This window comes from Patescibacteria group bacterium, assembly GCA_028692545.1.
GTDB lineage: Bacteria > Patescibacteriota > Patescibacteriia > UBA1558 > S5-K13 > STD2-204.
The window spans coordinates 99096-125364 of the sequence record JAQUXC010000002.1 but is presented as its reverse complement, the minus strand read 5'-3'; the positions used below and the strand labels follow the sequence as shown (position 1 = coordinate 125364).

Sequence of the window (26269 nt, the reverse complement as noted above, 5' to 3'; positions counted from 1 at the left end):
ATTTGGAACACTCCTTATGAATGGCTAAATTATTACAATTTTAAAAGAATACATTTAACCCTTAACGGACTTACTCCTCATGAAAAGTATTTAGAAAGTGTAACCCTTGACTGTTAACTGTACATATTTATTGGTAATGTGCAAATACATATGGCAGTTTTTAGTAAAAAAAGAACCGATCCCATAGAGACCGGTCTTAATTTTTTTGAGTAAATTGTTTTTAGCTTCATTTTTTACCTCCATTTGGCGATGAAACTGTTCTTGGTTGCTGACATGAAACAATCAGCTTATTGGACAATATTATTTATTGTCCATTTTTACAAACAAGTACGTTTTTTTTCAACGATCAAAGTAGAGCAGAGTTGTATGAGATTTTGGCGATACATAGTCATAAATGATGTTTTTATCGTCTTTTTGTCTCATGTCTGTGGCTATTTCCATCTCGCAAACATGATAGGAATAGCTGTTTTTTGTAATCTCTGCGCTTTTTTAATCGTTAAAATTTTTTCAAGGTACATTTTAGATTAATATATAATTATATCATATTTTGATATAAATGTCAATATTTATTTAATTATTATTGACATAAATATAAATATACTATATATTTATATGTATAGTTATATATTTATAAATATTTTATATTTATGAAACAGGAACAAAAATGTTTGGGAACTACAAACAAAGAAGAAAAATTTAAATGTCTTGCAACTTGCAGGACAAATGGAATTTTGAAAAAAATAAAAACACTTGGAAATTGTGCAAATAGAAGTGCATATGTTTATAATAGAGAGCAAATTGATAAGATTTTTGTTACAATAGAAAAGTGTATTGTAGAGACAAAAGCTCAATTTTATTTTCCAAATGAAAAAGAAGATAAATTTGAATTATAATTTTGTTTAATAATTAATATCAGTTTTAGGTACTAGGTTCTACTTAATTGCTAATGACTGATAACCAAGGGCTAATAAAATGGCAGAAATTTTAAATGACACAAATTTTGATGAATTTGTAAAAAATAATAATAATCTTGTCGTGGATTGTTTTGCAGATTGGTGTGGACCATGCAAGGCACTTGCTCCTATAATAGATGAGCTTGCAAAAGAATTTGAAGGAAAAGGCGTAAAAATTGTAAAACTTGATGTAGATCAAGCAAGTGCCACCGCAGAAAAGTTTGATATTATGAGCATTCCAACTGTTTTGTATTTCAAAAATGGTGAACTTAAAGATACCACAATGGGACTTCTACCAAAAGATGTGCTTAAAAATAAGATAGAAGAACTCATAAAATAATTTTTATAATATGATAAATCCATTTGACAATGCAATGGAACAGTTAAGAAATGCTGGTGAAATTGCAAATTTGAACAAGGATGTTCTTCTAAAACTTCAAAATCCTGATAAATTCATTCAAGTTTCTATTCCAATAAGAATGGATAATGGAGAGTTAAAAGTTTTTACAGGATATCGTGTTCAATATGATAATACAATGGGCCCATATAAAGGTGGGATAAGATTTCATTTTCAAACAGATTTGAGTGAAGTAAAAGCTCTTGCTTTTTGGATGACAATAAAATGTAGTGTTGTAGGAATTCCACTCGGTGGTGCTAAAGGTGGAATAACAGTTGATCCAAAATTATTATCTGAAAATGAGCTTGAAAAATTGTCTCGTGGATTTATACAAAAAATAAAAGAAATAATTGGTAGAGACAAAGATATTCCAGCTCCAGATGTTTATACAAATCCTAAAATAATGTCAATAATGGCAGATGAATTTGGTGATTTTGCTACATTTACAGGAAAGCCGATTGAAAATGGTGGATCACTTGGAAGAGACAATGCTACTGCTCAAGGGGCATTTTATATTTTTGAAAAAGCAATAGAGAAATTGAAACTTCAAAAGGATTCTAGGGTTGTTGTTCAGGGATTTGGAAATGCAGGAGCGGTATTCTCAAAAATTTTGTTTGATGCTGGTTACAAAATTATTGCAGTATCAGATTCAAAGGGTGCAATACATTGTGAGGATGGACTTGATATTGATAAAATTTTGGAATTTAAAAAAGATACAGGTAGTGTAATAGATTTTGTAAATATTAAAACAATTACAAACGAAGAATTATTGGAATTAGATACAGAGGTGTTGGCTCTTTGCGCTCTTGAAAATCAAATTACTAGTGGAAATGTAGAAAATATAAAAGCAAAAATTGTTTTTGAATTGGCAAATGGTCCTGTTTGTCCAGAAGCAGATTTGATTTTGAAATCAAAAGGAATTTTACTTCTTCCTGATGTACTTACAAATGCAGGTGGTGTAACGGTTTCGTATTTTGAGTGGCTTCAAAATATAAAAGATGAAAAATGGAGCTTAGAAGAAGTAAATTCTAAGTTAAAAGAAATAATGTATAAATCTTTTGATGAAATTTATGATATTTCAAAAGAAAATAATATTAGCCTTAGAATGGCAGCATTTGTTTCAGCTTTGAGGAGAATTGCAAATAAAATGAAAATATAATATTTCTTACTATTATATTTTTTTAAAAATCATCTGTTTTTTAATAGATGGTTTTTTATTTATTATAATTACATTATAATAACTTTATGATAAGTATTGATTTGGAAAAAGCACTTTTTGAAGAAGGTAATAAAAATATAATTGGATTTGATGAAGCTGGTCGTGGACCACTTGCTGGGCCTATTGTTTGTGGTTATGTTTTTTTGTCTAGCGATGAATTGAACAACAATCTTGACCTGATTCCGCATATAAATGATTCCAAAAAACTTACACATAAAAAAAGAAAAGAATTATCAGATGAAATAAAAAAACGATTTCACGCTGGTGTTTCTATGATAGACAATATGCAAATTGATAAAATTGGTATTCAAACTGCAAATGTAAAGATTGTAGAAAATATTATTTATAAACATGAGTCAGAAATTGATTATGCTTTAATAGATTATATTGGTGGGTTCAAAAAATATTTTAATCTTGAATTTGGAAATTATAAAATAATTGTTGATGGTGATGCAAAACATTTTATAATTGCTTCTGCTTCTATTATCGCAAAAGTTTTTAGAGATGAATATATGGAAAATATTGCAACAAGTTTTCCTGAATATGGATTTGAAAAACATTATGGATATGGTACAAAAAACCATATTGAAAATATCAAAAAATATGGAATGTGTTCGCTACATCGAAAAAGTTTTATACATTTTTTGTGACTTATATTAGTTTAGTGCTTAATATATTTTAAATTATTGACAAGGCTCATCTTTGTGATATAACTTAAGTAGTATATAAAAATAATTTTATAAATTAAGAGGGAATTATGAAAAAAATAGAAAAAATTTTATTACCAAAAGAATTAGAAGTTGATACTATAGTAAGTTTAGCTATGGTTTATCACTATGGTTCAAATGCATTTACTGGAATTTCAAAGGCAGAATTGGAGTTTCGCGCATCTCTTCCAAAGGAAAAAGATTTGAATTATTTTATATCAAACAAAATATTACCACTTTTTCCATTAAAAGAAAATAGCATGGTATTAAAACAGTTAGCAGATTATGAACCGCTCGGTTTTGATAACTATCCCGTAATTAATCAAACAATAGCATCTCTAAAACATTCAAAGCATTTATTTTTTAAACGTGGAGCTATATTTACATGGAGTTATCTCACTCAAGTTATGAAAGATAACCCAAAAAAGTTATTAGAACTTGTTTTACCAATTTTAAAACAATGTGTTGATATTCAGGATAAGCTTAGAGAAAAGTTTTTTGAATATTGTAAAGAAGCAATAAAAGACGGAAGGCTTATATCGTTCAATGTAAAACAAAATGAGAAAGATTTAAAAATAGTATTTATTGATTATGATGATATAAACATTTGGGAATATTTGTTTTATAAAAAAGAGGTTCTTGCAGATGTTGTAGTAGTTTTTAAAAAAGATGGAAATGTTTTTATAAAAACAAAAGATGAGATAAATATAGATTTTTTGGATGTTGTAGCAATTCTTCGTGTAGAGACGGCTAGAAAAAAGAAAATTCCATTTGATAAATTAAATAAACATATTTTAAATAGAAAAGGTTTGATGCCAGGACTCGAATGTTGGGATTTTGATAATTCAGGAAACTTATTAGAATCAGTAAAACCATCTCATCTCGATAAACTTGCTATAAAAAGAGCAATGCTTATAGGTCTTGATACTTTGAAAATGGCAAAAGGAATGTGTCCTTCAAAAGAAGGATGTATTGGTAAGAAGTGTGATTTTTATTCGTATAATATGTTGAGGTGCCGAAAAAGAATGGCAGGAATATCAGATAATTTTGAAAAATCTGGAACAAATCAATCAAGAATAGGGGTATATAGGAAAAAGACAGAAAATAAATAAGAGATTTTTTATATTTTTACGTTATATATTTTGAATAAAATTAACAACTATGAATTTTTATAGTTGTTTTTTTGTGGAAAATTGGATAAACATAACTAGACTTTATAAGTCACATAATTTATATAAATAAGTCAAATAACTTAGTAAAATGAGTCGAATGATCTAGTGAAACGAGTTGTATGACTCGTTGACAAAAAAGCCATTCGGTACTAAAATAGAACTTACTTTATATTAAACTTCGCCAATGGATACAAAGAAAATAATCATACGTGGAGCTAGAGTTCATAATCTAAAAAATATAGATCTCGAGTTACCAAGGAATAAATTTATTGTAATCAGTGGCTTATCAGGAAGTGGAAAATCCTCACTTGCTTTTGATACATTGTTTGCCGAAAGTCAAAGAAGATATATGGAATCTTTGTCTGCTTATTCAAAGCAGTTTTTAGATTTGATGGATAAGCCAGATGTAGACAGTATTGAAGGTCTCCCACCAGCAATATCAATAGATCAAGGGGTGAATAACAGAAGTCCAAGATCTACCGTTGGTACTGTAAGTGAAATTTATGATTATCTTAGAATTTTGTATACAAATATAGGCAAAGTTCATTGTACTAAATGTAATACAATTTTAGAAAAACAAGATTTTAAACAAATATTAAATAGAGTAAAAAATGATTTTAAAGATAAGGAAATAATTATACTTTCTCCAATTAACAAAAATTTTACACAAGATACTCAAAAACTTATTTCAAAAATAAAAAAGAGTAGTTATGATTTGGTAAGAATAGATGGAGAATTTTATTCAATAAATGATACTGCAAATTTGGGATTATGTGATGATTCTCATGTAGATATAGTAGTAGACAAATTAAAAGTAGAAGATAAAAGAGAGTCTTTGAGTGCTCTTTCAAATGCTATTTCTATAGCAATTGATCTTTCAAATGGATATTTAATTATTTGTGAAAAAGATATTTCTAAAGATCACGTCTATAGTAATCAATTGTATTGTCTTAAATGTGATTTGAGTTTTCCAAAACTTGAACCTAGAAATTTTTCTTTCAATTCTCCTCATGGAGCTTGTCCAGATTGTGGTGGGCTTGGAATAAAATTAAAAATAGATCCAGAACTTATTATTCCAAACAAAAAACTTAGTTTATCTGAAGGGGCGCTTAGATTATTATTTAAAATTTGTGTAAATCAAAATATATATTTCAAGGTATTAGAAAAAATTACAGGGCCAAATAATATAAACATGAATATTCCTTTAAAAGATTTATCAAAGTCCAAAATAGATATATTGTTGAATGGTAATTCAAATTATGATGGAATAATTTCCTATTTAGAAAAAAAATACAAAGAGACGGATTCTGAATATGTAAAATCTGAGGTTGAGAAATGTATGAGAGTACATCTTTGTTTATCTTGTAATGGAAAAAGACTTAAAAAAGAATCTTTGGCTGTAAAAATATTAGACAAAAATATAAGTGAAATAACATCTCTTACAATAGATCAAGCCAAGAAATTTTTTGAAGCTTTATCAAAAAATAAGGATAATGTTTTGAATAAAAAAGATTTTGAAATATCTACAAGACTTGTAAAAGAAATATTATCTAGAATAAAGTCTATTTATGACGTGGGACTTTCATATATTGGATTAGATAGAACTTCTGTTACATTGTCAGGTGGAGAAATGCAAAGACTTAGACTTGCAACACAAATCAATTCATCTTTGTCAGGAGTTTTGTATATATTGGACGAGCCTTCTATTGGTCTTCATCAAAAGGATAATTATAAATTGATAAACACTTTAAAAGATTTAAAAAATCTTGGAAATACAGTTGTGGTAATAGAACATGATAGAGAGACAATACTTTGTGCTGACTATGTTGTTGATGTGGGTCCTGGAGCTGGAGAAAAGGGTGGAAATATTATAGCAGTTGGTACTCCAATGGAAATAAAGAAAAATAAAAAATCTATCACAGGACAATATTTATCAAAAGCAATAAATATAGAAGCTCCAAAAAAAGTTAGAAAAGGAAATGATAAATATTTAGAAGTTTTTGGTGCAAATGAATTTAATTTAAAGAATGTTGATGTAAAAATCCCACTTGGGAAATTGGTTTGTGTTACTGGTGTGTCTGGATCTGGTAAGTCTACTCTTATATTTGATATTTTAGGTAGAGCACTTTCAAATGCACTAACTCGTTCCAAAGATATTCCTGGAAAACACAAAGAAATATGCGGTCTTGAAAATATAGATAAAGTTATAAATATAGACCAATCTCCAATTGGAAGAACTCCAAGGTCTAACCCAGCAACTTATACTGGTGTTTTTACATATATTAGAGATTTGTTTGCAACACTACCGGAATCAAAAATAAGAGGTTATAGTATTGGTAAATTTAGTTTTAATGTAAGGGGTGGAAGATGTGAAACATGTCAGGGTAATGGACTTATCAAAATAGAAATGAATTTTTTGCCAGATATTTATGTTGATTGTGAGGAATGTTTAGGCAAGAGATATAATAAAGATATATTGGAAATTCATTACAAAGGTAAAGATATTGCAGATGTTTTGGATATGACCGTGAGTGAGGCTATTGTATTTTTTAGAGATAAAGAAAATATATATAGAAAATTGAAAACATTGAATGATGTAGGTCTTGGATATGTAAGACTTGGCCAATCAGCAACAACATTATCGGGAGGAGAAGCACAACGTGTAAAGCTTGCTTCGGAGCTTTCTAGAAAAGCAACTGGCAAAACACTTTACATATTAGATGAGCCAACTACAGGATTACATTTTGATGATATTAAAAAATTGATAGATGTTTTACAAAAATTAGTTGATAAAGGAAATAGTGTTCTTATAATAGAACACAATCTTGACGTCATAAAGTGTGCTGATTGGATTATTGATTTAGGTCCTGATGGTGGAGATAAAGGAGGGGAAATAGTTGCACAAGGTACACCAAAAGATATTATAAAAATTAAAAAATCATACACAGGGCAATATCTTTCAGATCTAATCTCCTGATTTTATTAAGATGTTAAAAAATCTAGAAAAATTGGAAAGGGCGATAGTTAGAACCATATTTTATTATGATATTTTTGATTATCCACTTACTTCTTTTGAATTATGGACGTGGCTTTTAGATTATAAATGTAGTCTATATGATGTAGAAAATTGTTTATCAAATAGTGCAAATATTTTTAGATATATAGAGTCAAAAGATAGTTTTTACTTTATAAAAGGCAGACGCGATATTATAAAAATTAGAAAAGATCATAGAGATTTTAGTATTATAAAATGGAAAAAAGCTTTAAAAATTGTAAATAGAATAAAATTTTTACCATTTGTGAAAATGGTAGCGCTTTGTAATTCTATTGGTTATTTTAATTTAAACAAAGAAAGCGATATAGATTTATTTATTATAATAAGGGGAAAATATATTTGGTTTTCTCGTTTTTTTATTACTTTAATTGTTCAATTATCTGGCGTAAGAAGGCATGGGAAAAAAATTGAAGATAGAATATGTTTGAGTTTTTATATTACAGATGAAAATTTAAACATAGAAAATTTGCAATATAAAAATGATATATATTTTTATTATTGGATGATACATCTTATGCCAATATTTGGCTATAAAACATATATAGACTTTATGAAAAAAAATATTTGGGTAAAAGATAGAATATTTAATTTTGAAAAAAATGATCCAATAGACTCATTTATTGTATCTGATTCCAGGTTTAGTAAAAATTTTAGATTATTTTTGGAAAAAATTTTAGATAATTTTTTAGGTATATCTTTTAACCTTTTATTAAAAAATTTACAATTAGCAAAAATGTCTTTCAAAAGAAACATTGTTCATGATGATAAAGATGTTGTTATAAATGATAATATACTCAAATTTCATGAAAATGATAGAAGAAAATATTATAGAGATATTTTTCTTAAGAAAATAAATAATAAATGAAATGAAGACAAGTTTCAAATTTAATTTCAATTTAATAACAGAATATGTATTCTATATATTTGTATTTTTTTTGTCATGGCAAACAAGATATATTTATGAGTATTTGACCCTGAATAATCAAATTTATGAATATGGAAAATTATCATTTTATTTTAGTGAATTAATATTTTTAATTTTAATATTTGTTTTTATATTATCGGGTAAGAAAAAAGATAAGCTGTCGAGAATTTTTTTGTATTCATTTTTGTTTTTAGTACTTGCTTCTATAAATTATTTATTTGCGCTTAACTTGGAATTGTATTTTTATGGACTTTTCAAACTTACTGAGTGTATTATATTCTTTTTTATATTGCAAAAAATAAATTTTGATAAATTCAAACTAATATATGTTTTTATTTGTAGTATTTTTTTAAATTGCGTATTGGCTATATTTCAATTTGTAAATCAATATGTGTTTCCTAGTAAATATTTGGGAATTTCAGAACAATTGTCATATTTAGGGGGAGTTTCTGTGGTTTCAAATATTTCTGGAAGATTTTTAAGGGTATATGGAGGATTTTCACATCCAAACATATTTGCAGGATTTTTGAGTATTGCAATATTATTAATGGTTTTTGTATATTTTAAGAAATATAGAGACTTGGGTATATTCAAAAAGGGTATTTTTTGGTTTGTCTTGTCAGTTTTTTTGTATTGTCTTTGTATTACATTTTCAAGAAGTGCTATTCTTGCACTTTTTATATCGTTTTTTATAATTTTTGCATTTTCTTTGTACTCAAAAAATTTAAAGAAAATATATCCTGTTATACTCGTAGCTATTTTTATATTAATAACTAATTTTTTTATATTTAGAGATTTGTTTTATACAAGACTTGGAAATGAAGATAGGTTGGAAATAAAATCATACAATGAAAGATCTGTTTTGATGAATCAATCATTACAATTAGTGAAGAATGATTATATTGGAGGAATTGGTTTAAATAATTATGTGTATGCGGTAAATAACAAAATAGATAATACATTGAGTATTTGGGATTATCAGCCAGTTCACAATGTTTATGTTTTAGTTTTGTGTGAAATGGGAGTTTTGGGTTTTATTGTTTATTTTATGATTTTTGTATTTAAGATTTTGGAACATATTAGGAGTAAGAATTTTGAAAATTATATTTTTTTATCAATTTTGATTCTAATTTTGATAATCAGTCTATTTGATCATTATTTTTGGACATCTTGGTCGTCCTTGATACTCCTATTTCTTATTTTATCTTTGAAAGAAGATAGGAATATTTAGAATTCTTCAAAAAATTTAAAAATTTATACTACGTCCGACGTTGCAACGTCGGACGTAGCGTCATTGACACAAATTTTTATATATGCTATAGTAGCTGGTTAAATATCTAATCTATTAGATGTTTTTTATTTAGAATAATTTTATGTCAAAAAGAATAAAAAAGTTCAAAAAATCAGCAAAAAAGCTTATAAATAGCTATTATTTAAAGGTTAACTTATCTATACTTGTAGTAGCTTTGTTATCCTCATTATGTCTTCCACAGCATAGTTTGGCTGTTGAAATTGAAAATAGTCTAAAAAATGGTGAAATAGAGCTTATTTCAGGTGATTTTCAAGCTAATATTGAGGAATTCAGTATCTTATCTGAAAACAACCCAAGATTGCCACAAATAGAGCAAAAAAAGCCTACAAAGGTCGTAAAAATGACTCTTACTGCTTATAATTCAGATTCTGCTCAAACTGATGATAGTCCTTGTATTACAGCTTCTGGACTTGATGTTTGCAAAAGAAATGTAGAAGATATAGTTGCTACAAATTACATGAATCTGCCATTTGGTACAATAATAAGAATTCCCGAACTTTTTGGTGATAGGCAGTTTATAATTGAAGATAGAATGAATGCTAGATATACAAATACTTTGGATATTTGGATGAAGGATTATGGTAATGCAAGAAAATTTGGGGTAAAACGTAATATAACCGTAGAAATATACTAGAATAATAATTTTTAAAAAAGCCCTATTTTAATTAGGGATTTTTTTACACTATAAAATTTTAATTTTATTGATATTACAGTAATTTCAACACCTGTAAGTTAAAAAATTAAGAATTATTTATTCATAAATAAAAAACCTCAATCCTATGGAGGCCACGGCCGGAATCGAACCGGCGATAAAGGTTTTGCAGACCTCTGCCTTACCACTTGGCTACGTGGCCCTGATAGGATTGGGGTTTTAAAAGACCATGTTTTATCTATTATCTTTTTCAACTTTATATCTTATAACATATTTACTAGCTGGACTTTGAGTTTGTTTATATTATCAAAAAATACTTATTAATTCAAGGTTTTAATTATTGATCTATTTGATCTTTATAACCTTTATTTGAAAGTTTATCTTCTAGTGCCTTTGCTATTTTTTTTGTTTTTTCTAGTATATATTTGTTTGCTATATATGTACCAAGTGCAACACCAATGCCAGTGAATATACCACTTATTGCCATTCCTATATATAAAGATAATGGGCTTATTCCAATATTTTGAGCAGGCATATTATTTTTTTGTTTATTATTTATATTAGTTGTATGTATTTTAACAAAAATATAGGGAAGTTAAAAGCATTTGTATCACAATTATAGTTCGACTAGAATCATAGATGTGGTAAAATATTATATATGGAAGAACATAAGGAAAAATTAGTCAAATTTAGTCCATTTTATTATATTTTTAAAGTTATAATAAGCATTTTTGGTGTATTTTCAGGAATAATTTTTGTTCTTACAATATTTTATCCACTTATATTGAGTTTTCCAAGTAATGTGATAATAATTTTTTTAGAAATATATTTACTTATAGTTTTTTCCATAGTTTTTAAGAAAATTTTTTTATCATGTTTCAATAATTATATAAATTACAAGCCCATATTTTTTAATGTAATTTTGAAAAATATATTTCCAAAAGGTATTTTTATGTTGAGTTTTTATATTTTTGGATTAATTATATTTTTCTTTTTTATCGCAGGAATGTTTTAAATTACTTATATGAAAAAATTTATAATAATAGATGGAAATGCATTGCTTCATAGAGCATGGCACGCGATTCCGCTACTTACTACAAAGAGTGGTATTTTAATAAATGCTGCATATGGCTTTACATCTATTTTTTTGAAAATTATAAGTGAACAGAAGCCAGATTATATTTGTGCTACCTTTGATATGAGAGCACCAACTTTTCGTCATGAAAAATATAAAGAATACAAAGCACAACGTGTAAAACAACCAGATGAACTTTATAGTCAAATTTCTATTATCAAAGAAATGTTAGAGGCTTTTGATGTGCCAATATATGAAAAATCTGGATTTGAAGCAGACGATGTAATTGGTACAATATCTCATAGTTTGAAAGACAAAAAAGATTTAGAAATTTTTATTCTCACTGGAGATTTAGATACCTTACAACTTGTAAACAAAAACACAAAAATTTTGACTTTCAGAAAAGGAATAAATGATATAGTAATTTATGATATAGAAGCTGTAAAAGAAAGATTTTCCTTATCTCCAGAGCAAATGATTGATTACAAAGCTTTAAGAGGGGATCCATCTGACAATATTCCGGGAGTTTCAGGAATTGGAGAAAAGACTGCAATACTTCTCATAACAAAATTTCGTGATATAGATAATATGTACAAAAATCTTGATAAATCTGATTTGAAAGACAACTTGAAAAACAAATTAAAAGATGAAAAAGAAAAAGCATATCTTAGCAAAGAACTTTCTATAATAGATAAAAATGTAAATATTGATTTTGATTTTGATAAAAATAGTTGGGATTATGACTCCAAAAATGACATAGAAAAAAAAGTTTTTGATGTTTTTCAAAAGTATGAATTTAGAAGTTTGCTTTCAAAAATTCCAAAAAAAAGCAAAGGAGTAGAAAATAATTTTTTAAATATTGAATTTGTAAAAGATAATAAAAATTTAAAAAATTATAAATTAATAAATAATATTCCAGATTTTAATATTTTTTATAAAGAATTAATAAAATATGACAAATTTTGTATTGATACCGAAACGACATCTATAAACGTATATGATGCAAAATTATTGGGAATAAGTTTTTGTTTTAAAGAAGGACATGCGTATTATGTAAATGCCAAAAAAGAATTTTTGGAAAAATTGAAACCTATTCTAAAAAAATCAAAATTAATAGGACATAATATTAAATATGATTACAAAATTTTGAAACTTCATGGATTTGAAATAGAAGATTTGTATTTTGATACACTTGTATCAGCATATTTACTTTCAACTACAGAGCGAAGTTTGAAATTGGATGATTTGGTTTTTTCAGAGCTTGGCTACAGGATGCAACCGATACAAGATTTGATTGGAAAAAAGGGAAAAGATCAGTTGAATATGGGTAGTGTTGATATAGAAAAAGTTTCATATTATTCATGTGAAGATGTTGACTATACATTTAGATTGTACAAAAAATATGAAAAAGAATTAGAAAAACAAAAATTTACAGATCTTTTTGAAAAATTGGAGATGCCACTTACAAAAATTCTCTCAGATATGGAACTAGAAGGAATAGAAATAGATGTAAAATTTTTGAGAGAATTTGGGGTTATTTTGAAAAAAAGAATCATTCAACTTACAAAAAAAATATATAAGTGTTGTGGCGAAGAATTCAATATCGCTTCACCACTTCAACTCAAAGAAATTCTTTTTGAAAAATTACAGATATCTTCAAAGGGTTTGAAAAAAGGAAAAACTGGAATATCTACCGCAGCATCTGAACTTGAAAAAATGCGTGGACTTCATCCTGTGATAGATCTTATTTTTGAATATAGAGAATTATCAAAATTACAATCTACTTATGTAGAGTCTCTCATAAAACAAGTGGACCTTAAAAATAGAATTCATACAAATTTCAATCAAGCAGTAACTGCTACTGGAAGGCTTTCCTCATCTGATCCAAATTTACAAAATATTCCAATAAGAACAGAACTTGGAAAAGAAATAAGACGAGCCTTTGTTGCAAAGAAGGGTTATAAATTGCTTTGTGCTGATTATTCTCAAATTGAGCTTCGTGTAATTGCGTCTCTATCAAATGATGAAAAAATGATAAAATCTTTTAATAATAATGAAGACATCCACGCTAGAACAGCGGCAGAAATTTTTGGAAAACCAATTGATAATGTAAGTAGTCAAGACAGAAGAAAAGCAAAAGAAGTAAACTTTGGAGTTATATACGGACTTGGAGCTCGTGGACTTGCACAGAGAACAGAAATGAATTTCCAGGAGGCAAAAGATTTTATAACAAAATATTTTGAACTTTATAAAAATGTAAAAAAATATTTGGATAAAACAAAGGAATACGCACATGACAAAGGTTATGTTCAAACGCTTTTTGGAAGACGAAGATATATTTCGGAGATAAATTCTAGTGTTCCTATGATTCGTGCCGCATCTGAGCGTGTGGCGATAAATATGCCTGTTCAGGGCACAGCAGCCGATCTTATGAAAATGGCATTAATTAGAATATATGCAGAATTGCCAAAAATATCCAAAAAATCTAAAATGCTTTTACAGGTTCATGATGAAGTTGTAATAGAAGTGCCAAATGATGATATAGAAAAAGTAGCAAAAAAGGTGGAATATATAATGGAAGACATTTTCAAATTAAAAGTTCCTATAAGGGTTGATGTTTCATTAGGAAAAAATTGGGGAGAATGTAAATAAAATTTATAAATAGAAATTTAAAATATATGTTGTTTTTTTTGTATGGAGATGATAGCTATCGCTCTAGTGAAAAATTGAATCAAATAAAAGATAAGTTTATAAGGGAAGTAGACTCTCATGGTTATAATATTGTAACACTTGATGATGGAATTACAGTAGAAAATTTTACAAAGGAATTTTCTCAGGCAGGTTTTTTTGTGAGCAAAAAACTTATTATAATAAAATATTTGTTAAAACAAAATATTACAAAACAATTATCAGAAGTCGTGCAGGAATATATTGATAAATCATATAATGATGAAGGTAATATAATAATTTTTTATGAAGATAATTTGCCACACTCTATAAAACAATCTTTAAGTGGGGAAAAATTAAAAATTTGGAAAAAACTTACGCAATCAGAATTTAGTATAGAATTTAAAAAATTGCCAGATCAAAAGGTAATAGAATGGATTAGAAATAAATTTTTGGAAAATGGAAAACATATTGACAAAAATCTGGCAAATAAAATTTTATCACTTGTTGGAAATGATTTATGGCTTATTAGCTCAGAGATAGAAAAAATTTCAAACCATAGTAAGTCAGACTCTGTGGTAGAAGATGATATAACAGATATAATTTGTGCTTCTATAGATGACAATATATTTCTTCTTTGTGAAAAGCTTGCAAACAAAAAAACAAAAGAAGCAATTGATCTTTTGGGAGGACAAATGGAACTCGGTATAAATCCATATTATTTACTTACGATGATTGTAAGACAATACAGAATTTTGATTCAAGTGAGATCGGCAATAGATGAAAAGGTTTCTATAAATAATTTGCCAAAATATTTGTCACTTCATCCATTTGTAATAAAAAAGAGTATTGATCTTGTGAATAAATACTCTTTTGAAGAATTAAAAAATATATATAATAAACTTTTAAATCTTGATAGGCAAATGAAGTCTTCTAAATTGAAACAGGAGACACTACTAAACTTATTTTTTATCAGTATCTGATTTTTCAATTTTGTTTATTCTTTTTGCTATACGAGATTTAATTCTATCGGCTTTTCCAGTTTTAAATGGATTATCTCTTTTTGAGGCTTTATCTACTATTTTTTGAATTTTGTCATACAATTTTGTAGCTTCTTCTTTTTGACTAGTATCTACTAATTTATCTACTTTTTTTATCAACTCTTTGAGTCTTCTTTTGATTTGTTGGTTTCTTGCTGTTTTTTTTGTTGCTTTTCGCAAATCTTTGATTGCGGATTTTTTATTTGGCATAAATATAATTGTTAATTGCTTAACGGTTTAGTTGATTAATAGTTTTTAATCTAATTTTTGTGTATTTTTTAGGTTATAAGTTTAGAGCGATTATAACCTTGTTTTTGCAAACGTGAACATAATATAACATAATAGTCTTATTATTTCAAGCGCTTATTTGCATTTATAGAGCTTTATTTATATTATCTAAAATTTCTAAAATATTAATTTTGACTTTATCTATATTATCTTTATGTAATATTTTTTGTTTTGTTGAATTTTTTAAATCAAAATTTCCAATTTTTGTTCTTTGTAATTTTACCAGTATTGCACCAGTTTTTAATATTTTTCCTAAATCATTTGCAATTGATCTAATATAAGTTCCTTTTGAACAATCTATAATGAGTTCCAAAAATGGATATTTATATTTTGATATTTTTATATTATTTATAGTTATTTTTTCTTTTTTTATGTCTAAATTTTTTCCAGCTCTTGCAAATTCGTACATTTTTTTGCCATTTACTTTTTTTGCACTAAATATCGGTGGAGCCTGAAGTATTTCTCCGCTAAATTTTTTATCTATAATATTTTTTATTTCATTTATAGTTGGAATTTTTTTTACATTTATTTTAGTAATAATTCCCTTTGCATCATATGAGTCAGAGATTTTTCCAAATTCTATTTTTGCTTTGTAAACTTTGTTTAATATATGAAAAGCATCTAAAAATTTTGTAGCATGACTAGAGGCTACAATCATAAGGCCACTAGCCATAGGATCAAGAGTTCCAGAAAATCCTACTTTTTTTAGGTTTAATATTTTTCTAAGTTGAGAAATTATAGAAAAAGAAGTTTTATCCTTGTCTTTGTCTATAAGGAAAAAATTTGCATTTTGATCACTCAAAATATTTCTTATTTTTTGAGATTTGAATAATTCTTCCCTGTAGCTAGGAGCTCTTTTGGTTGTGATTTTTATATTTTTTAGTAATTCTACATTTTTGTATTGATCGTAGCCCAAAATTATTAAGTCAGGATTTAGTTTTTTGTAAAATTCTAATGGATTGTCTAAACTTCCTAAATATGCACAGTCAACAACTTTGTATTTTGAAATATTTTTTAATCTTTGTTCTTCATTAAAAAATGTTTCTTTTTCTAAGTTTTTATCTCTTGCAATTATAACGAATAATTTTTCTGCTAAATTTTTTGCATAATTAAATAAATATATATGTCCAGGATGAACTATATCAAAAGTGCCAAATACTACAGCTTTTTTATATTTCTTTTGCATATAAATAGATTAGCAGATAGATAAAAAATAGCAAAGATGACTAATATTAGTTTTGTGTTTTATTTATGATTATTAATCATTTTTTGTCAATTGATACTAGCTCATTTTTCCTGTATTATTAAGTATATAAACAATTCCGCAAATCGAGTTAAGCTCGAAAAAACGGGACAAGAAAATTAATATGATAGCTTATTTAAAAGGAAAGGTTATAAAAAGAACCGAAAAATTTGTAATTTTGGAGGTAAATAATGTTGGTTATGAAATATTTTTGCCAGAAAAAATATTGACCAAAACAAGTCAAGACCAGGATTTGGAACTATATATTTATCATAAGCAAAGAGAGGATGCACAAGAACTTTATGGATTTGAAGCATTTATAGAAAGAGATTTTTTTATTTCTCTTATTTCTGTATCAGGTGTTGGTCCAAAATCTGCTCTTTCAGTAATGTCTATTGCAAATGTAGATGATTTGAAACATTCTATATCAAGAGGAGATGCTGAAATGTTTAAAAAAGTATCTGGCATTGGATCAAAAACCGCTGAGAGAATTGTAGTCGAATTAAAAAATAAATTAAGTATTTTGGATTTTGTAAACACAAGTCCTGACAATGGACAATTTGATGAAGTCTTTGAAGCATTAAATGCTTTGGGATTTACAGATTCTCAAATAAGAGATGTATACAAAAAGATACCAGAAAACTTGGAAAAAAGTTCTGATAGAATAAAATCAGCACTTCAATTGCTAAAAAAATGATTAGAGATATATCAAAATTAGAATTGGATAAATTTGTTTCTTCTTGTGAGTATTCACAGTTTTTACAAAGTTCATCCTGGGGAGATTTTCAAAAAGAAATAGGAAACAAAGTTTGGTACATAGGACTTGAAGAAAATGGAGAAATTTTGTCAGTCGCACTTATTGTAGAGAAAAAATTGTTTTTTGATTTTACTTATTTATATTCCCCAAGAGGTCCAATAGTTTCCAAAAAAGTACAAAATAGTGATGAATGTATAAAATTGATATTCAAAGGAGTACGAGACATATGTGTTTGTAGAAAAAAGAAAGGATCTGTGTTTTTTAGATTTGAACCAGAATATTTGAATATAAAAAGCTTTGAAAGAATAAAAAAAGTAAAAGATTATCAACCATCAAAGACTCAGATTATAGATTTGTCATGGCCAGAAGAAAAACTGTTATCACAAATGCATCAGAAGACAAGATATAACATAAGATTGGCAGAAAAAAAAGGCGTAGAAGTATTTCAACCAGTTGATTACAAAGAATATTTTGAAGATTTTTGGCGTCTTATGAGTGAGACATCTGGTAGAGATAAATTTTTGTCACATCCAAGGGAATATTATGAAAATATTTTGAAAACGAAGGCTGGTGGAGCAAATTTGTGGATTGCAAAACATGGAAATGATGTACTTGCTACAAATATAGTAATGTCATATGGTGACACTGTTACATATACTCATGGTGCATCTTCAAATTTACATAAAAATTTTATGGCTCCACATTTACTACAATGGAAACAAATAAAATGGGCAAAAGATAAAGAGTATAAATATTATGACTTTTGGGGAGTGTCTAAAACGGACAAAAAAAATGATAAGTGGGCTGGATTTACAAGATTCAAGAAAGGTTTTGGTGGATTTGAAAAAGAATATGATGGTACCTATGATTTAATTTTCAAGTCAAAATATTATAAAATATATAATATATTAAAGAGATTAAAAAAATGGTAAATATAAATAATAAAAGACAAGGCTTTACTCTCATAGAGCTATTAGTAGTGATAACTATTATTGGGCTACTTTCAACTCTTGCTATTTTTGCACTTAATTCTGCAAGAATGAAGGCAAGAGATGCAAAAAGAATGAGTGATTTGAAAATCGTATCGCAGGCATTAGAAATGTATCATATAGATAATAATGGATATCCTATTGGGTCAATAAATACATGGAGTTATTATCAAAGTGATTGTGGAAATGACGGAGTTTTAGATTATATAGATGAAGAGAGTTATAATGGTTATTTGTGTTCTGGATATTCTTTAAAAAAAGGAGATAATATATATATATGAATTCTATACCAGAAGATCCAGAATATCCTAACGATTGGTATACTTATGATGATACTTCTACTTATCAAGACATACCTAGACCGCCATGTATTTGGGGATATTTAGAAGATGTTGGTAGTGAGAATTGGGTTATGTTTTATTGCCAAAATGGAAATTGTAAAAAAACTAGTAATTGGAATGAATATTCTAATTCGTGTTATTATGGTTTATAATTTGTTGTTTTTATATAATGTTAAAAAAAATAATAAAAAAAGTTTTGCCAAAAAGTATATTAAATAGTTATCACAAAACTATGTCTCTTTTGGGTGCAAATTTATTTTTTTGTCCCTCAAATAAAATGATAGTAATAGGAGTAACAGGTACAAATGGAAAGTCCACGGTTACGGATATGATTTCTTATTTTTTGGAAAATTTGGGATATAAAGTTGGATCCACTTCTACAGTTGGATTTAAAATAGGAAACAAAACATGGCTCAATGACAAAAAAATGACTATGATTGGTAGGTTTGGTTTGCAAAAAATGTTGCATCAAATGGTAAAAACTGGATGTCAATATGCTGTAATAGAAACATCATCAGAAGGTATAAAACAATTTCGTCACTCGGGAATAAATTATGATGTAGTAGTTTTCACAAATCTTACTCCAGAACATTTGGAGTCTCACGGAGGTTTTGATAATTACAAGAATTGCAAATTGGAATTATTTAAACACCTCACAAAATACGGAAAGAAAATTATAAATGGAAAAACAATAGAAAAAGTTGTAATAGCAAATAGAGACGATAATTATTCTAGTGAATTTATGGCATTTGATGCTGATAAAAAAATAGATTTTTCTATAAATAAAGAAAGCGCTATTCAAGCCGAGGATATAGAATTAAAACCAATTACAAAGTTTAGTGTAAATGGAATTGAATTTGAAGACAAATTAATAGGAGAATTTAATATATATAATGTTCTTGCGGCAATGTCTGTAATATATTCACAGGAAATTGATATTTCAAAACTTGTAGAGCCTCTAAAAGATTTTATTGGTACACCAGGAAGGATGGAGTTTATAAATGAAGGACAAAATTTCAAAGTGATGATAGACTATGCTCCTGAAATAGAGAGTTTGAAGCAGTTATATAAAACAATAGATTTATTTTATTATCAAAGATTAATTCATATTCTTGGATCGTGCGGAGGTGGTAGAGACAAAGACAGACAGCCAATAATGGGTGCCATGGCTGGAGAAAAGGCTGATATTGTAATTGTGACAAATGAAGATCCATATGATGATGATCCAATAGGTATTATAGATAATGTGGCAAGTGGGGCAATAGAAAAGGGAAAAATATTGAATGAAAATTTGTTTAAAATAGAGGACAGAAAAAAAGCTATTGAATATGCAATAAATATTGCTGGCGAAGATGATCTAATTCTTATCACAGGAAAAGGAGCAGAGCAATTTATATGCATAAAAGATAATAAAAAAATAAGATGGGATGATAGAAAGGTTGTAAGAGAAATATTGACCAATTTAAAAAATGAGTAAAAAAATAAAAATTTTGTTAATAATTTTTGTCCTAATATTTTTAGGATTTATTTTTTATAGTAATAGAATAAAGATAAAAGAACTATTTTTTGAAAAAAAAGTAGAATTGCCAAATGAAATGTCACTGAATGAAATAAATTCTTCGGGCGCAGATTTGGGAGAAAATAGTAAAAATATTTTAAATGAAAACGTAGAGATGATTCATGAATCATCTCTACGTGATGATATAAATACCACAAATAATAATAATGAAATTGTCCCAAATCCGCGCCCACAAACAAAGTTAGAAATAAATTTAAAAATTCCTTTTACAATTCAATCACCAGATCAAAAATGGGATGAAGATTACAAAGAGGGTTGTGAAGAGGCAAGTATTTTAATGGTTTATTCGTTTTTGGAAAATAAGGATATTACAGTTGAATCAGCTATGAAAGATATTGGAGATATGATAAGTTGGCAAAAAGAAAGTTTTGGTAGTCAATTTGATTTGTCAGCAACTACTACAATAGAGCTTGCAGAGAATTTTTTTAATGTGAGTGGAGAGATAATAGAATTTAATTCTATAGAAGATATGAAAGATATTTTAAGTAGTGGCGTCCCACTTATACTTCCAACTGCAGGGAGAGAACTAAAAAATCCAAACTTCAAGGGAGTTGGACCACTCTACCACATGCTTGTTGTAAAGGGTTTTACAAAGGAAGGTATGATGATTACAAATGATCCAGGTACAAGAAAGGGGAAAGATTATATTTATGATGAAAATATTTTATGGAATGCAATTGCTGATTGGGATAGTGGATTAAAAAATTTAAATGTAAATAAAAAAATTGGAATTATATTAAAATAAATTTTAGAAGCATATAATAAAAAATACGATAATATTTCCGTATTTTTTATTTTTGAATCTTTATAATAATATTGCCAAAGTTTGAATTTATTTTTTTAAGGCATCTTTGAACGATTTTCCTGCACGGAATTTTGGTACAGTTGTAGTAGGAATAACAATTTTTGCGCCAGTTTGTGGGTTTACACCAGTTCTTGATTTCATTATTCTAGCTTCAAATCCACCAAAACCGGTAAGTGTTACTTTGTCGCCTTTTTGTAAAACATTTATTACTATTTCTTCAAAAGAGTTTATTACATTTTCAATGTCTTTTTTTGTTAGATTAATTTTTGAAGCTATAGTATTTATTAATTCTACTTTGTTCATATATTTATTTTATTTCTATAAATTCATTTATAAGTTGTATGGAATTATTTTTTTTATTTTTATTTAATTCTAGATAGACACCATTTACTATCGCTTCACCATTTTTTGGTAAGTCAAATATAATTTTAGAATTTTTTATGAATTTTTCTATTATTATTTCTTTTTCTATTCCTATTACAGATTCTTTTGCTCCAGCCATACCAATATCTGTAACATATAATGTTCCATTTGGTAACACCCTAGCATCATTTGTTTGAATATGTGTGTGTGTTCCAATTTGTACATCAATTTTTCCATCTACATAATGTCCCATTGCAACTTTTTCACTAGTTGCTTCAGCATGAAAATCTAGAATTGTGAAATCAGGTTTGAGTTCCTTGATTTTTTTATATATTTTATCAAAAGTTTTGAATGGACATTCAATATTTTTTTCATTTATAAATGTTCTACCCAATAAATTGAATATGAATATTTTTTTCCCACTTACATCTATAATTTTATATCCATTGTTTTTTGGAGTTCTTGGATCGTTGGCTGGTGCTATAATATTATATTCATTTGAATCAACTATTTTTTTGTAGTTTCCTTTTGAATATACATGATTTCCAGATGTAAAAAAATCTACTCCAATATTTTTTAACTGGTCTAGTGTTTTTGTAGTTACTCCTTTGCCATGAGCAAGATTTTCAGCATTTGTTATCACAAAATCTATCTTGTATTTGTTTTTTAGTATTGGCAAAGTAGAAGTTATAGCTTTTCTACCAATAGAGCCCATTACGTCTCCAAAGAATAATACTTTTAGCATAGATTTTATATTAATTATCTAGCGTATTCAGTAATTCTAGTTTCTCTTATAACAGTTACTCTTATTTCTCCAGGATATTTTAATTCTTCCTCTATTTTTCCAGCTATACTTTGAGCTAGTTTTATAGCTTTTAGATCATCTATTTCTTCAGGGCGAACAAATATTCTAATTTCACGGCCAGCTTGAATAGCGTATGATTTATCTACACCTTCAAATGAATTTGTAATTTTTTCAAGTTCATCTAATCTTTGTAAGAAGTTTTCATAATTGTCTTTTCTTGCTCCTGGTCTTGCGCCAGATATTGCATCAGCGACTTTTACTATTGTTGCTTCAAGTGTTGCTGGTTTGTCATCATGATGAGTTTTTGCACAGAGTGCCACATCTTCGCTTATTTCAAATTTTTTAAGTATATCATAACCTATTTCTGGATGAGTTCCTTTTATTTCGTGATCAAGTGCCTTGCCTATATCATGAAATAGACCACCCTTTTTTGCTATTGCTACATCTGCACCTAAATCTTCTGCGATAAGTCCAGATAAAAGAGATACTTCTACAGAATGTTTTAATTGGTTTTGACCATAAGAAGTTCTATATTTAAGTCTTCCAAGTATTTGAACGAGTTTTGGGTCAACAGAAGGGATTCCAGCTTCATATATTGATTCTTCTCCGGCTTTTTTTATGTCTAATGCTATTTCTTTTTTTGCTTCTTCTATTGTTTGTTCAATTCTCCCTGGGTGTATTCTTCCATCTAATACAAGTTTGTCTATAACTTTTTTTGCCAAATGACGTCTAATTGGATTAAAACCAGATATTACTATTACATCAGGTGTATCATCTATTATAATTTCCACTCCTGTAAGTTTTTCTATTGTTCTTATATTTCTACCTTCTCTTCCAATGATTCTGCCCTTCATTTCATCTGAACTAATATTTACAGTTGTTGTAGTAGTTTCTGTGGCATGATTTATAGCACATCTTTGTATTGCATTTGATAATAAATCCTTTGCTCTTTTGTCTATTTCTTCTGTTGATTCTTGTTCTATTTTTTTTATTTTTGCAACAAGCTCATCTTTCATTATATTTTCCGTTTTTTCTAAGAGCAAAGTCTTTGCATCATCTTGAGACATTTTAGAAATATTTTCTAATCTTTCAAGTTGCATGAGTTGAATTTGTTTTATTTCTTCCTTGAGTTTTTCTGTTTTTTCTTCTTTGTCTTTTATTTCTTGATTTCTATTTTCTAAATCAAGTAATTTTTTGTCGAAAAGAGATTCTCTTTGTTCTAATCTTTGTTGAGTGTGATGTATTTCTTTTCTTCTTTCTTGCTCATCTTTTTTTGCTTCATCAATTATAGTTATTGATTTTTCTTTTGCTTGAATTAATATGTCTTGTTGTTTTTCTTTTGCTTTTTCAAGTATTTCTTCTGCTTTTTTTTCAGCACTATTTACGGCATTTTTTGCTACTGTTTGTCTTAATTTGTAACCTAGAAATATTCCCAAACCTAAAAGCAACATAGACGCTAGCGCATAGGATAGTGTTTCTATCATTTTGATTTATCTTTCGAATTTTGAACAAAGAATTTGTATAACAAAAATTAGAACTTTTCTAAAATTCGTATTTTCAGTAATTTTAGTTCTATATTATTTAATAGAGTTAATTTGAGCATTTCTATATTTCGTAATTTTTGGCTTGTTTACTGATATTTTTGACTTTAATATCCTAGAATTCTTTATCCAAAACTTAGTTATTAATTAACAATAAACTCATATTATCACATTAGTCTATTTTTTTCAAGTATTAGATGTAAATGCTTACCTGCCGGTAGGCAGGCGCCTCTGGCGGAAATAATACTAATTTTAAGGTAATTATTTTAATATAATTTTGTTGAAGTTCTTTGGTTTTTGTGTGTTGACAAGAAGTTTCCAAAGTGTAAGATAAAGAAAAAATATATAAGTGGAGGATATTGTAATGGAACAAAAAAGATCCAGACTTTTCCTGTTAGTTGCGCAACTTAGTATTGCTCTTGATGAAGCTAATACCATGCTTCGTTTAAATAATTTGGATAAGGTTGTAAGATCCAACATGGACTTAATTTGTCCAGCAGACGTTTTTGGGTACTTATCTGAATTACTCAGAGAGGCTAATGCTAGGTTAAAGGATTCTAAATTTGAAGTTGTTTATATTCCCGCCAGCATCTATTATGAAAGTCTTATAAAAGAAGATACTCCGGAAGGAAAATTTTGGAAGACATGGTATTTAACTAAGACAGAAAAGATAAATGGTAGATCGGATATTTATGAAATTCTTTGTGCATATCTTCTACCAAGAAATATTCACTTCGATGACGACGAACTTGAGAAATTTAGGCCAACATGTATTGAGGATATACATACCTATATTACTAAAGACGATAGTGATATAAAAGTGATTGTTTGGTCTGATGTTGAGTATTCTTGGTCTTCAGTTATTACTACTATTTATGATATTGAGTGGAGTAAAATGTTATGTCAATGTCCTCACTTTGAAGGGTGTGGACTTCTTCAAGGTCAGGACAGTAGCATTGCTGAATTTTGGAAATGAATTTAAATTATATCAATAAGGAGGTAAAAAATGAAATATTTTATTTCAGGATTTGTAACAGGCATTATATTTATTTTCATCGCCTTTATACTTATAGTTAAAGAAGATTAGAGGTGTCGAAAAATAAAGATGTCATACCAAAAAAAGGAGAATGGAATGAAGAATTTTATTTTTGGATTTATCGGTGGTAGTATTGTCACCATGGCTGCATCATTTATGGTATTAATTATACTTGTTTTCATGGATAAGTAGTGTGGAAGATGAAAAACATAATTATCTTCATTCTACTATCAATACTTGCTTGGTTGTTGTTTGATAAGCTTTTACTCCATTGCCCATGTGACAATTGTAAAAGTGATTATTGCCCCTGCGAGCGCTGCTTTCGTGAGTGGTAATTAAAAAAGGAGAGAATATGAAGAAGATAATCATGTTGGTTATCGTTGCATTCTGTTTTGGATGTGTCTTTGGTTGGTTTGATGACCTACCATCATATGGATAAAAATAAAACTAAACATTTTAATCAAAAAAATCGCCCCGCTAAGCGTGGTGATTTTTGTTTTTGTGTAATTTTATTTTAATTTTTTAAAATCCATTTTTATTTTTTGTTTATCATTGAGTTTTTTTGTTTGTCGTTTCGAGCGAAGTCCCGCTAAGCGGGGCGAGTCGAGAAACCTCGCATTCAGCATTTTTTATATAATATAAAAATTTCGAGACTTCTCCGCTCCGTCAACTTTCGCTAAAGCTTCAGTTTGACTTCAGTCGAAGTGACTAAGTATTATTTTATAATTTTATCAATAAGTCCATATTTCATTGCGTCTTGTGTGTTTAAATAATAATCTCTGTCAGAATCTCTTTCTATTTTTTTGATATCTTGTCCTGTATGCTTTGCTAAAATTTTATTTAATTTTTCTTTTATTTTTAGAATTTGTTCGGCCTTTATTTTTATATCAGTTGCTTGTCCCTCAGCCCCACCCATTACTTGGTGGAGTAATATTTCTGCATTTGGAAGCGCAAGTCTTTTATTTGGAGCTCCAGCACAAAGCAAAACTGCAGCCATTGAAGCTGCCATGCCAACTGCTATTGTTGAGACATCACATTTTATATATTGCATTGTGTCATAAATTGCTAGACCATCTGTTACACTTCCGCCAGGAGAATTTATATATAGTTTGATATCTTTTTTTGGATTTTCTGATTCTAGAAATAATAACTGAGCTATTATTGTATTTGCTACTGCGTCATTTATAGGAGAGCCAAGAAATATTATTCTTTCTTTTAGAAGGCGAGAATAAATATCATAAGCTCTTTCACCCTGATTTGATTTTTCTATAACCGTTGGTATTAAAAACATATTATTATTGTTCCTTCTATCCTACCAAATTTGTGGTGGATTTTTAGTTTATATTAT

The 26269-nt window shown here is 27.8% G+C and carries 26 protein-coding genes and 1 tRNA gene; 19 read left to right on the top strand and 8 right to left on the bottom strand.

Features of this window, described 5'->3' with window-relative positions; all coding sequences use genetic code 11:
* Positions 1–647 precede the first annotated feature (647 nt).
* From PHZ07_01655 to PHZ07_01615, 9 genes are all read left to right on the top strand, one after another.
* Positions 648–893: a hypothetical protein gene (locus PHZ07_01655; protein ID MDD3284277.1), complete on the top strand. Its 246-nt coding sequence runs from the start codon at positions 648–650 to the stop codon at positions 891–893.
* A gap of 79 nt (positions 894–972) precedes the next feature.
* The gene (gene trxA, locus PHZ07_01650) at positions 973–1293 is read left to right on the top strand and encodes a thioredoxin (protein ID MDD3284276.1); all 321 of its coding nucleotides are present in this window, start codon (positions 973–975) and stop codon (positions 1291–1293) included.
* 10 nt (positions 1294–1303) lie between these two features.
* Positions 1304–2509 (top strand): Glu/Leu/Phe/Val dehydrogenase, encoded by a 1206-nt coding sequence (locus PHZ07_01645; protein ID MDD3284275.1) that lies wholly within the window; start codon positions 1304–1306, stop codon positions 2507–2509.
* Positions 2510–2595: 86 nt separating this feature from the next.
* Positions 2596–3219 (top strand): ribonuclease HII, encoded by a 624-nt coding sequence (locus tag PHZ07_01640; protein ID MDD3284274.1) that lies wholly within the window; start codon positions 2596–2598, stop codon positions 3217–3219.
* A gap of 107 nt (positions 3220–3326) precedes the next feature.
* Complete coding sequence (locus tag PHZ07_01635; GenBank protein ID MDD3284273.1) at positions 3327–4388, top strand: hypothetical protein; 1062 nt, start codon at positions 3327–3329, stop codon at positions 4386–4388.
* A 244-nt stretch (positions 4389–4632) separates the two neighbouring features.
* Positions 4633–7425 (top strand): excinuclease ABC subunit UvrA, encoded by a 2793-nt coding sequence (uvrA, locus tag PHZ07_01630; protein MDD3284272.1) that lies wholly within the window; start codon positions 4633–4635, stop codon positions 7423–7425.
* A 10-nt stretch (positions 7426–7435) separates the two neighbouring features.
* Entirely contained in the window at positions 7436–8368 is a 933-nt protein-coding gene (locus PHZ07_01625) for a hypothetical protein (protein ID MDD3284271.1), read from the top strand.
* Position 8369: 1 nt separating this feature from the next.
* A complete protein-coding gene (locus tag PHZ07_01620; GenBank protein MDD3284270.1) occupies positions 8370–9659 on the top strand; it encodes an O-antigen ligase family protein in 1290 nt (429 codons plus the stop codon).
* A gap of 142 nt (positions 9660–9801) precedes the next feature.
* Positions 9802–10374, top strand: coding sequence for a hypothetical protein (locus tag PHZ07_01615; protein MDD3284269.1), 573 nt, complete (start codon positions 9802–9804; stop codon positions 10372–10374).
* 146 nt (positions 10375–10520) lie between these two features.
* Here the strand turns inward: PHZ07_01615 and PHZ07_01610 are convergent.
* Positions 10521–10594: transfer RNA gene (locus tag PHZ07_01610), tRNA-Cys, on the bottom strand.
* 135 nt (positions 10595–10729) lie between these two features.
* Positions 10730–10927, bottom strand: a complete 198-nt coding sequence (locus PHZ07_01605; GenBank protein MDD3284268.1) for a hypothetical protein — start codon at positions 10925–10927, stop codon at positions 10730–10732.
* 123 nt (positions 10928–11050) lie between these two features.
* Here PHZ07_01605 and PHZ07_01600 point away from each other — a divergent pair, with 123 nt between their 5' ends.
* Genes PHZ07_01600 through holA form a run of 3 tightly spaced genes read left to right on the top strand, consistent with a single transcriptional unit; the run spans position 11051 to position 15117 of the window.
* Positions 11051–11407 carry a hypothetical protein gene (locus PHZ07_01600; protein MDD3284267.1) on the top strand — a complete coding sequence of 119 codons (357 nt, stop codon included), beginning with the start codon at positions 11051–11053 and terminating at the stop codon, positions 11405–11407.
* 9 nt (positions 11408–11416) lie between these two features.
* A complete protein-coding gene (gene polA, locus PHZ07_01595; protein MDD3284266.1) occupies positions 11417–14119 on the top strand; it encodes a DNA polymerase I in 2703 nt (900 codons plus the stop codon).
* A 26-nt stretch (positions 14120–14145) separates the two neighbouring features.
* Positions 14146–15117 (top strand): DNA polymerase III subunit delta, encoded by a 972-nt coding sequence (holA, locus tag PHZ07_01590; protein MDD3284265.1) that lies wholly within the window; start codon positions 14146–14148, stop codon positions 15115–15117.
* Here the strand turns inward: holA and rpsT are convergent.
* Both rpsT and truB read right to left on the bottom strand, forming a co-directional pair.
* Entirely contained in the window at positions 15097–15384 is a 288-nt protein-coding gene (gene rpsT, locus PHZ07_01585) for a 30S ribosomal protein S20 (protein ID MDD3284264.1), read from the bottom strand. The genes holA and rpsT overlap by 21 nt on opposite strands.
* Before the next feature lie 163 nt (positions 15385–15547).
* The gene (gene truB, locus PHZ07_01580; GenBank protein ID MDD3284263.1) at positions 15548–16648 is read right to left on the bottom strand and encodes a tRNA pseudouridine(55) synthase TruB; all 1101 of its coding nucleotides are present in this window, start codon (positions 16646–16648) and stop codon (positions 15548–15550) included.
* Positions 16649–16829: 181 nt separating this feature from the next.
* On the opposite strand from truB, the gene ruvA reads away from it, so the two are divergent.
* From ruvA to PHZ07_01550, 6 genes are read left to right on the top strand one after another with little or no spacing between them, the layout of a single operon-like run.
* Positions 16830–17402, top strand: coding sequence for a Holliday junction branch migration protein RuvA (gene ruvA / locus PHZ07_01575; GenBank protein ID MDD3284262.1), 573 nt, complete (start codon positions 16830–16832; stop codon positions 17400–17402).
* Positions 17399–18394: a peptidoglycan bridge formation glycyltransferase FemA/FemB family protein gene (locus PHZ07_01570; GenBank protein MDD3284261.1), complete on the top strand. Its 996-nt coding sequence runs from the start codon at positions 17399–17401 to the stop codon at positions 18392–18394. The genes ruvA and PHZ07_01570 overlap by 4 nt, the downstream gene beginning before the upstream one ends.
* Positions 18388–18732, top strand: coding sequence for a prepilin-type N-terminal cleavage/methylation domain-containing protein (locus PHZ07_01565; GenBank protein ID MDD3284260.1), 345 nt, complete (start codon positions 18388–18390; stop codon positions 18730–18732). Before PHZ07_01570 ends, PHZ07_01565 begins: the two co-directional genes overlap by 7 nt.
* Positions 18729–18944: a hypothetical protein gene (locus PHZ07_01560; protein ID MDD3284259.1), complete on the top strand. Its 216-nt coding sequence runs from the start codon at positions 18729–18731 to the stop codon at positions 18942–18944. Before PHZ07_01565 ends, PHZ07_01560 begins: the two co-directional genes overlap by 4 nt.
* Positions 18945–18961: 17 nt before the next feature.
* Positions 18962–20269 (top strand): UDP-N-acetylmuramoyl-L-alanyl-D-glutamate--2,6-diaminopimelate ligase, encoded by a 1308-nt coding sequence (locus tag PHZ07_01555; GenBank protein MDD3284258.1) that lies wholly within the window; start codon positions 18962–18964, stop codon positions 20267–20269.
* A complete protein-coding gene (locus tag PHZ07_01550) occupies positions 20262–21116 on the top strand; it encodes a C39 family peptidase (GenBank protein ID MDD3284257.1) in 855 nt (284 codons plus the stop codon). The genes PHZ07_01555 and PHZ07_01550 overlap by 8 nt, the downstream gene beginning before the upstream one ends.
* An 87-nt stretch (positions 21117–21203) precedes the next feature.
* On the opposite strand, the gene PHZ07_01545 is transcribed toward PHZ07_01550, so the two are convergent.
* The 3 genes from PHZ07_01545 to rny are packed head-to-tail and all read right to left on the bottom strand — an operon-like array spanning position 21204 to position 23828.
* Positions 21204–21479, bottom strand: a complete 276-nt coding sequence (locus tag PHZ07_01545; GenBank protein MDD3284256.1) for an HU family DNA-binding protein — start codon at positions 21477–21479, stop codon at positions 21204–21206.
* A gap of 4 nt (positions 21480–21483) precedes the next feature.
* Positions 21484–22284, bottom strand: coding sequence for a TIGR00282 family metallophosphoesterase (locus tag PHZ07_01540; protein ID MDD3284255.1), 801 nt, complete (start codon positions 22282–22284; stop codon positions 21484–21486).
* 14 nt (positions 22285–22298) lie between these two features.
* Positions 22299–23828 (bottom strand): ribonuclease Y, encoded by a 1530-nt coding sequence (gene rny, locus PHZ07_01535; protein MDD3284254.1) that lies wholly within the window; start codon positions 23826–23828, stop codon positions 22299–22301.
* Between the two features lie 421 nt (positions 23829–24249).
* Here rny and PHZ07_01530 point away from each other — a divergent pair, with 421 nt between their 5' ends.
* A complete protein-coding gene (locus PHZ07_01530) occupies positions 24250–24861 on the top strand; it encodes a hypothetical protein (protein MDD3284253.1) in 612 nt (203 codons plus the stop codon).
* A 775-nt stretch (positions 24862–25636) separates the two neighbouring features.
* On the opposite strand, the gene PHZ07_01525 is transcribed toward PHZ07_01530, so the two are convergent.
* Positions 25637–26212: an ATP-dependent Clp protease proteolytic subunit gene (locus tag PHZ07_01525; protein ID MDD3284252.1), complete on the bottom strand. Its 576-nt coding sequence runs from the start codon at positions 26210–26212 to the stop codon at positions 25637–25639.
* Between the last annotated feature and the right edge of the window lie 57 nt (positions 26213–26269).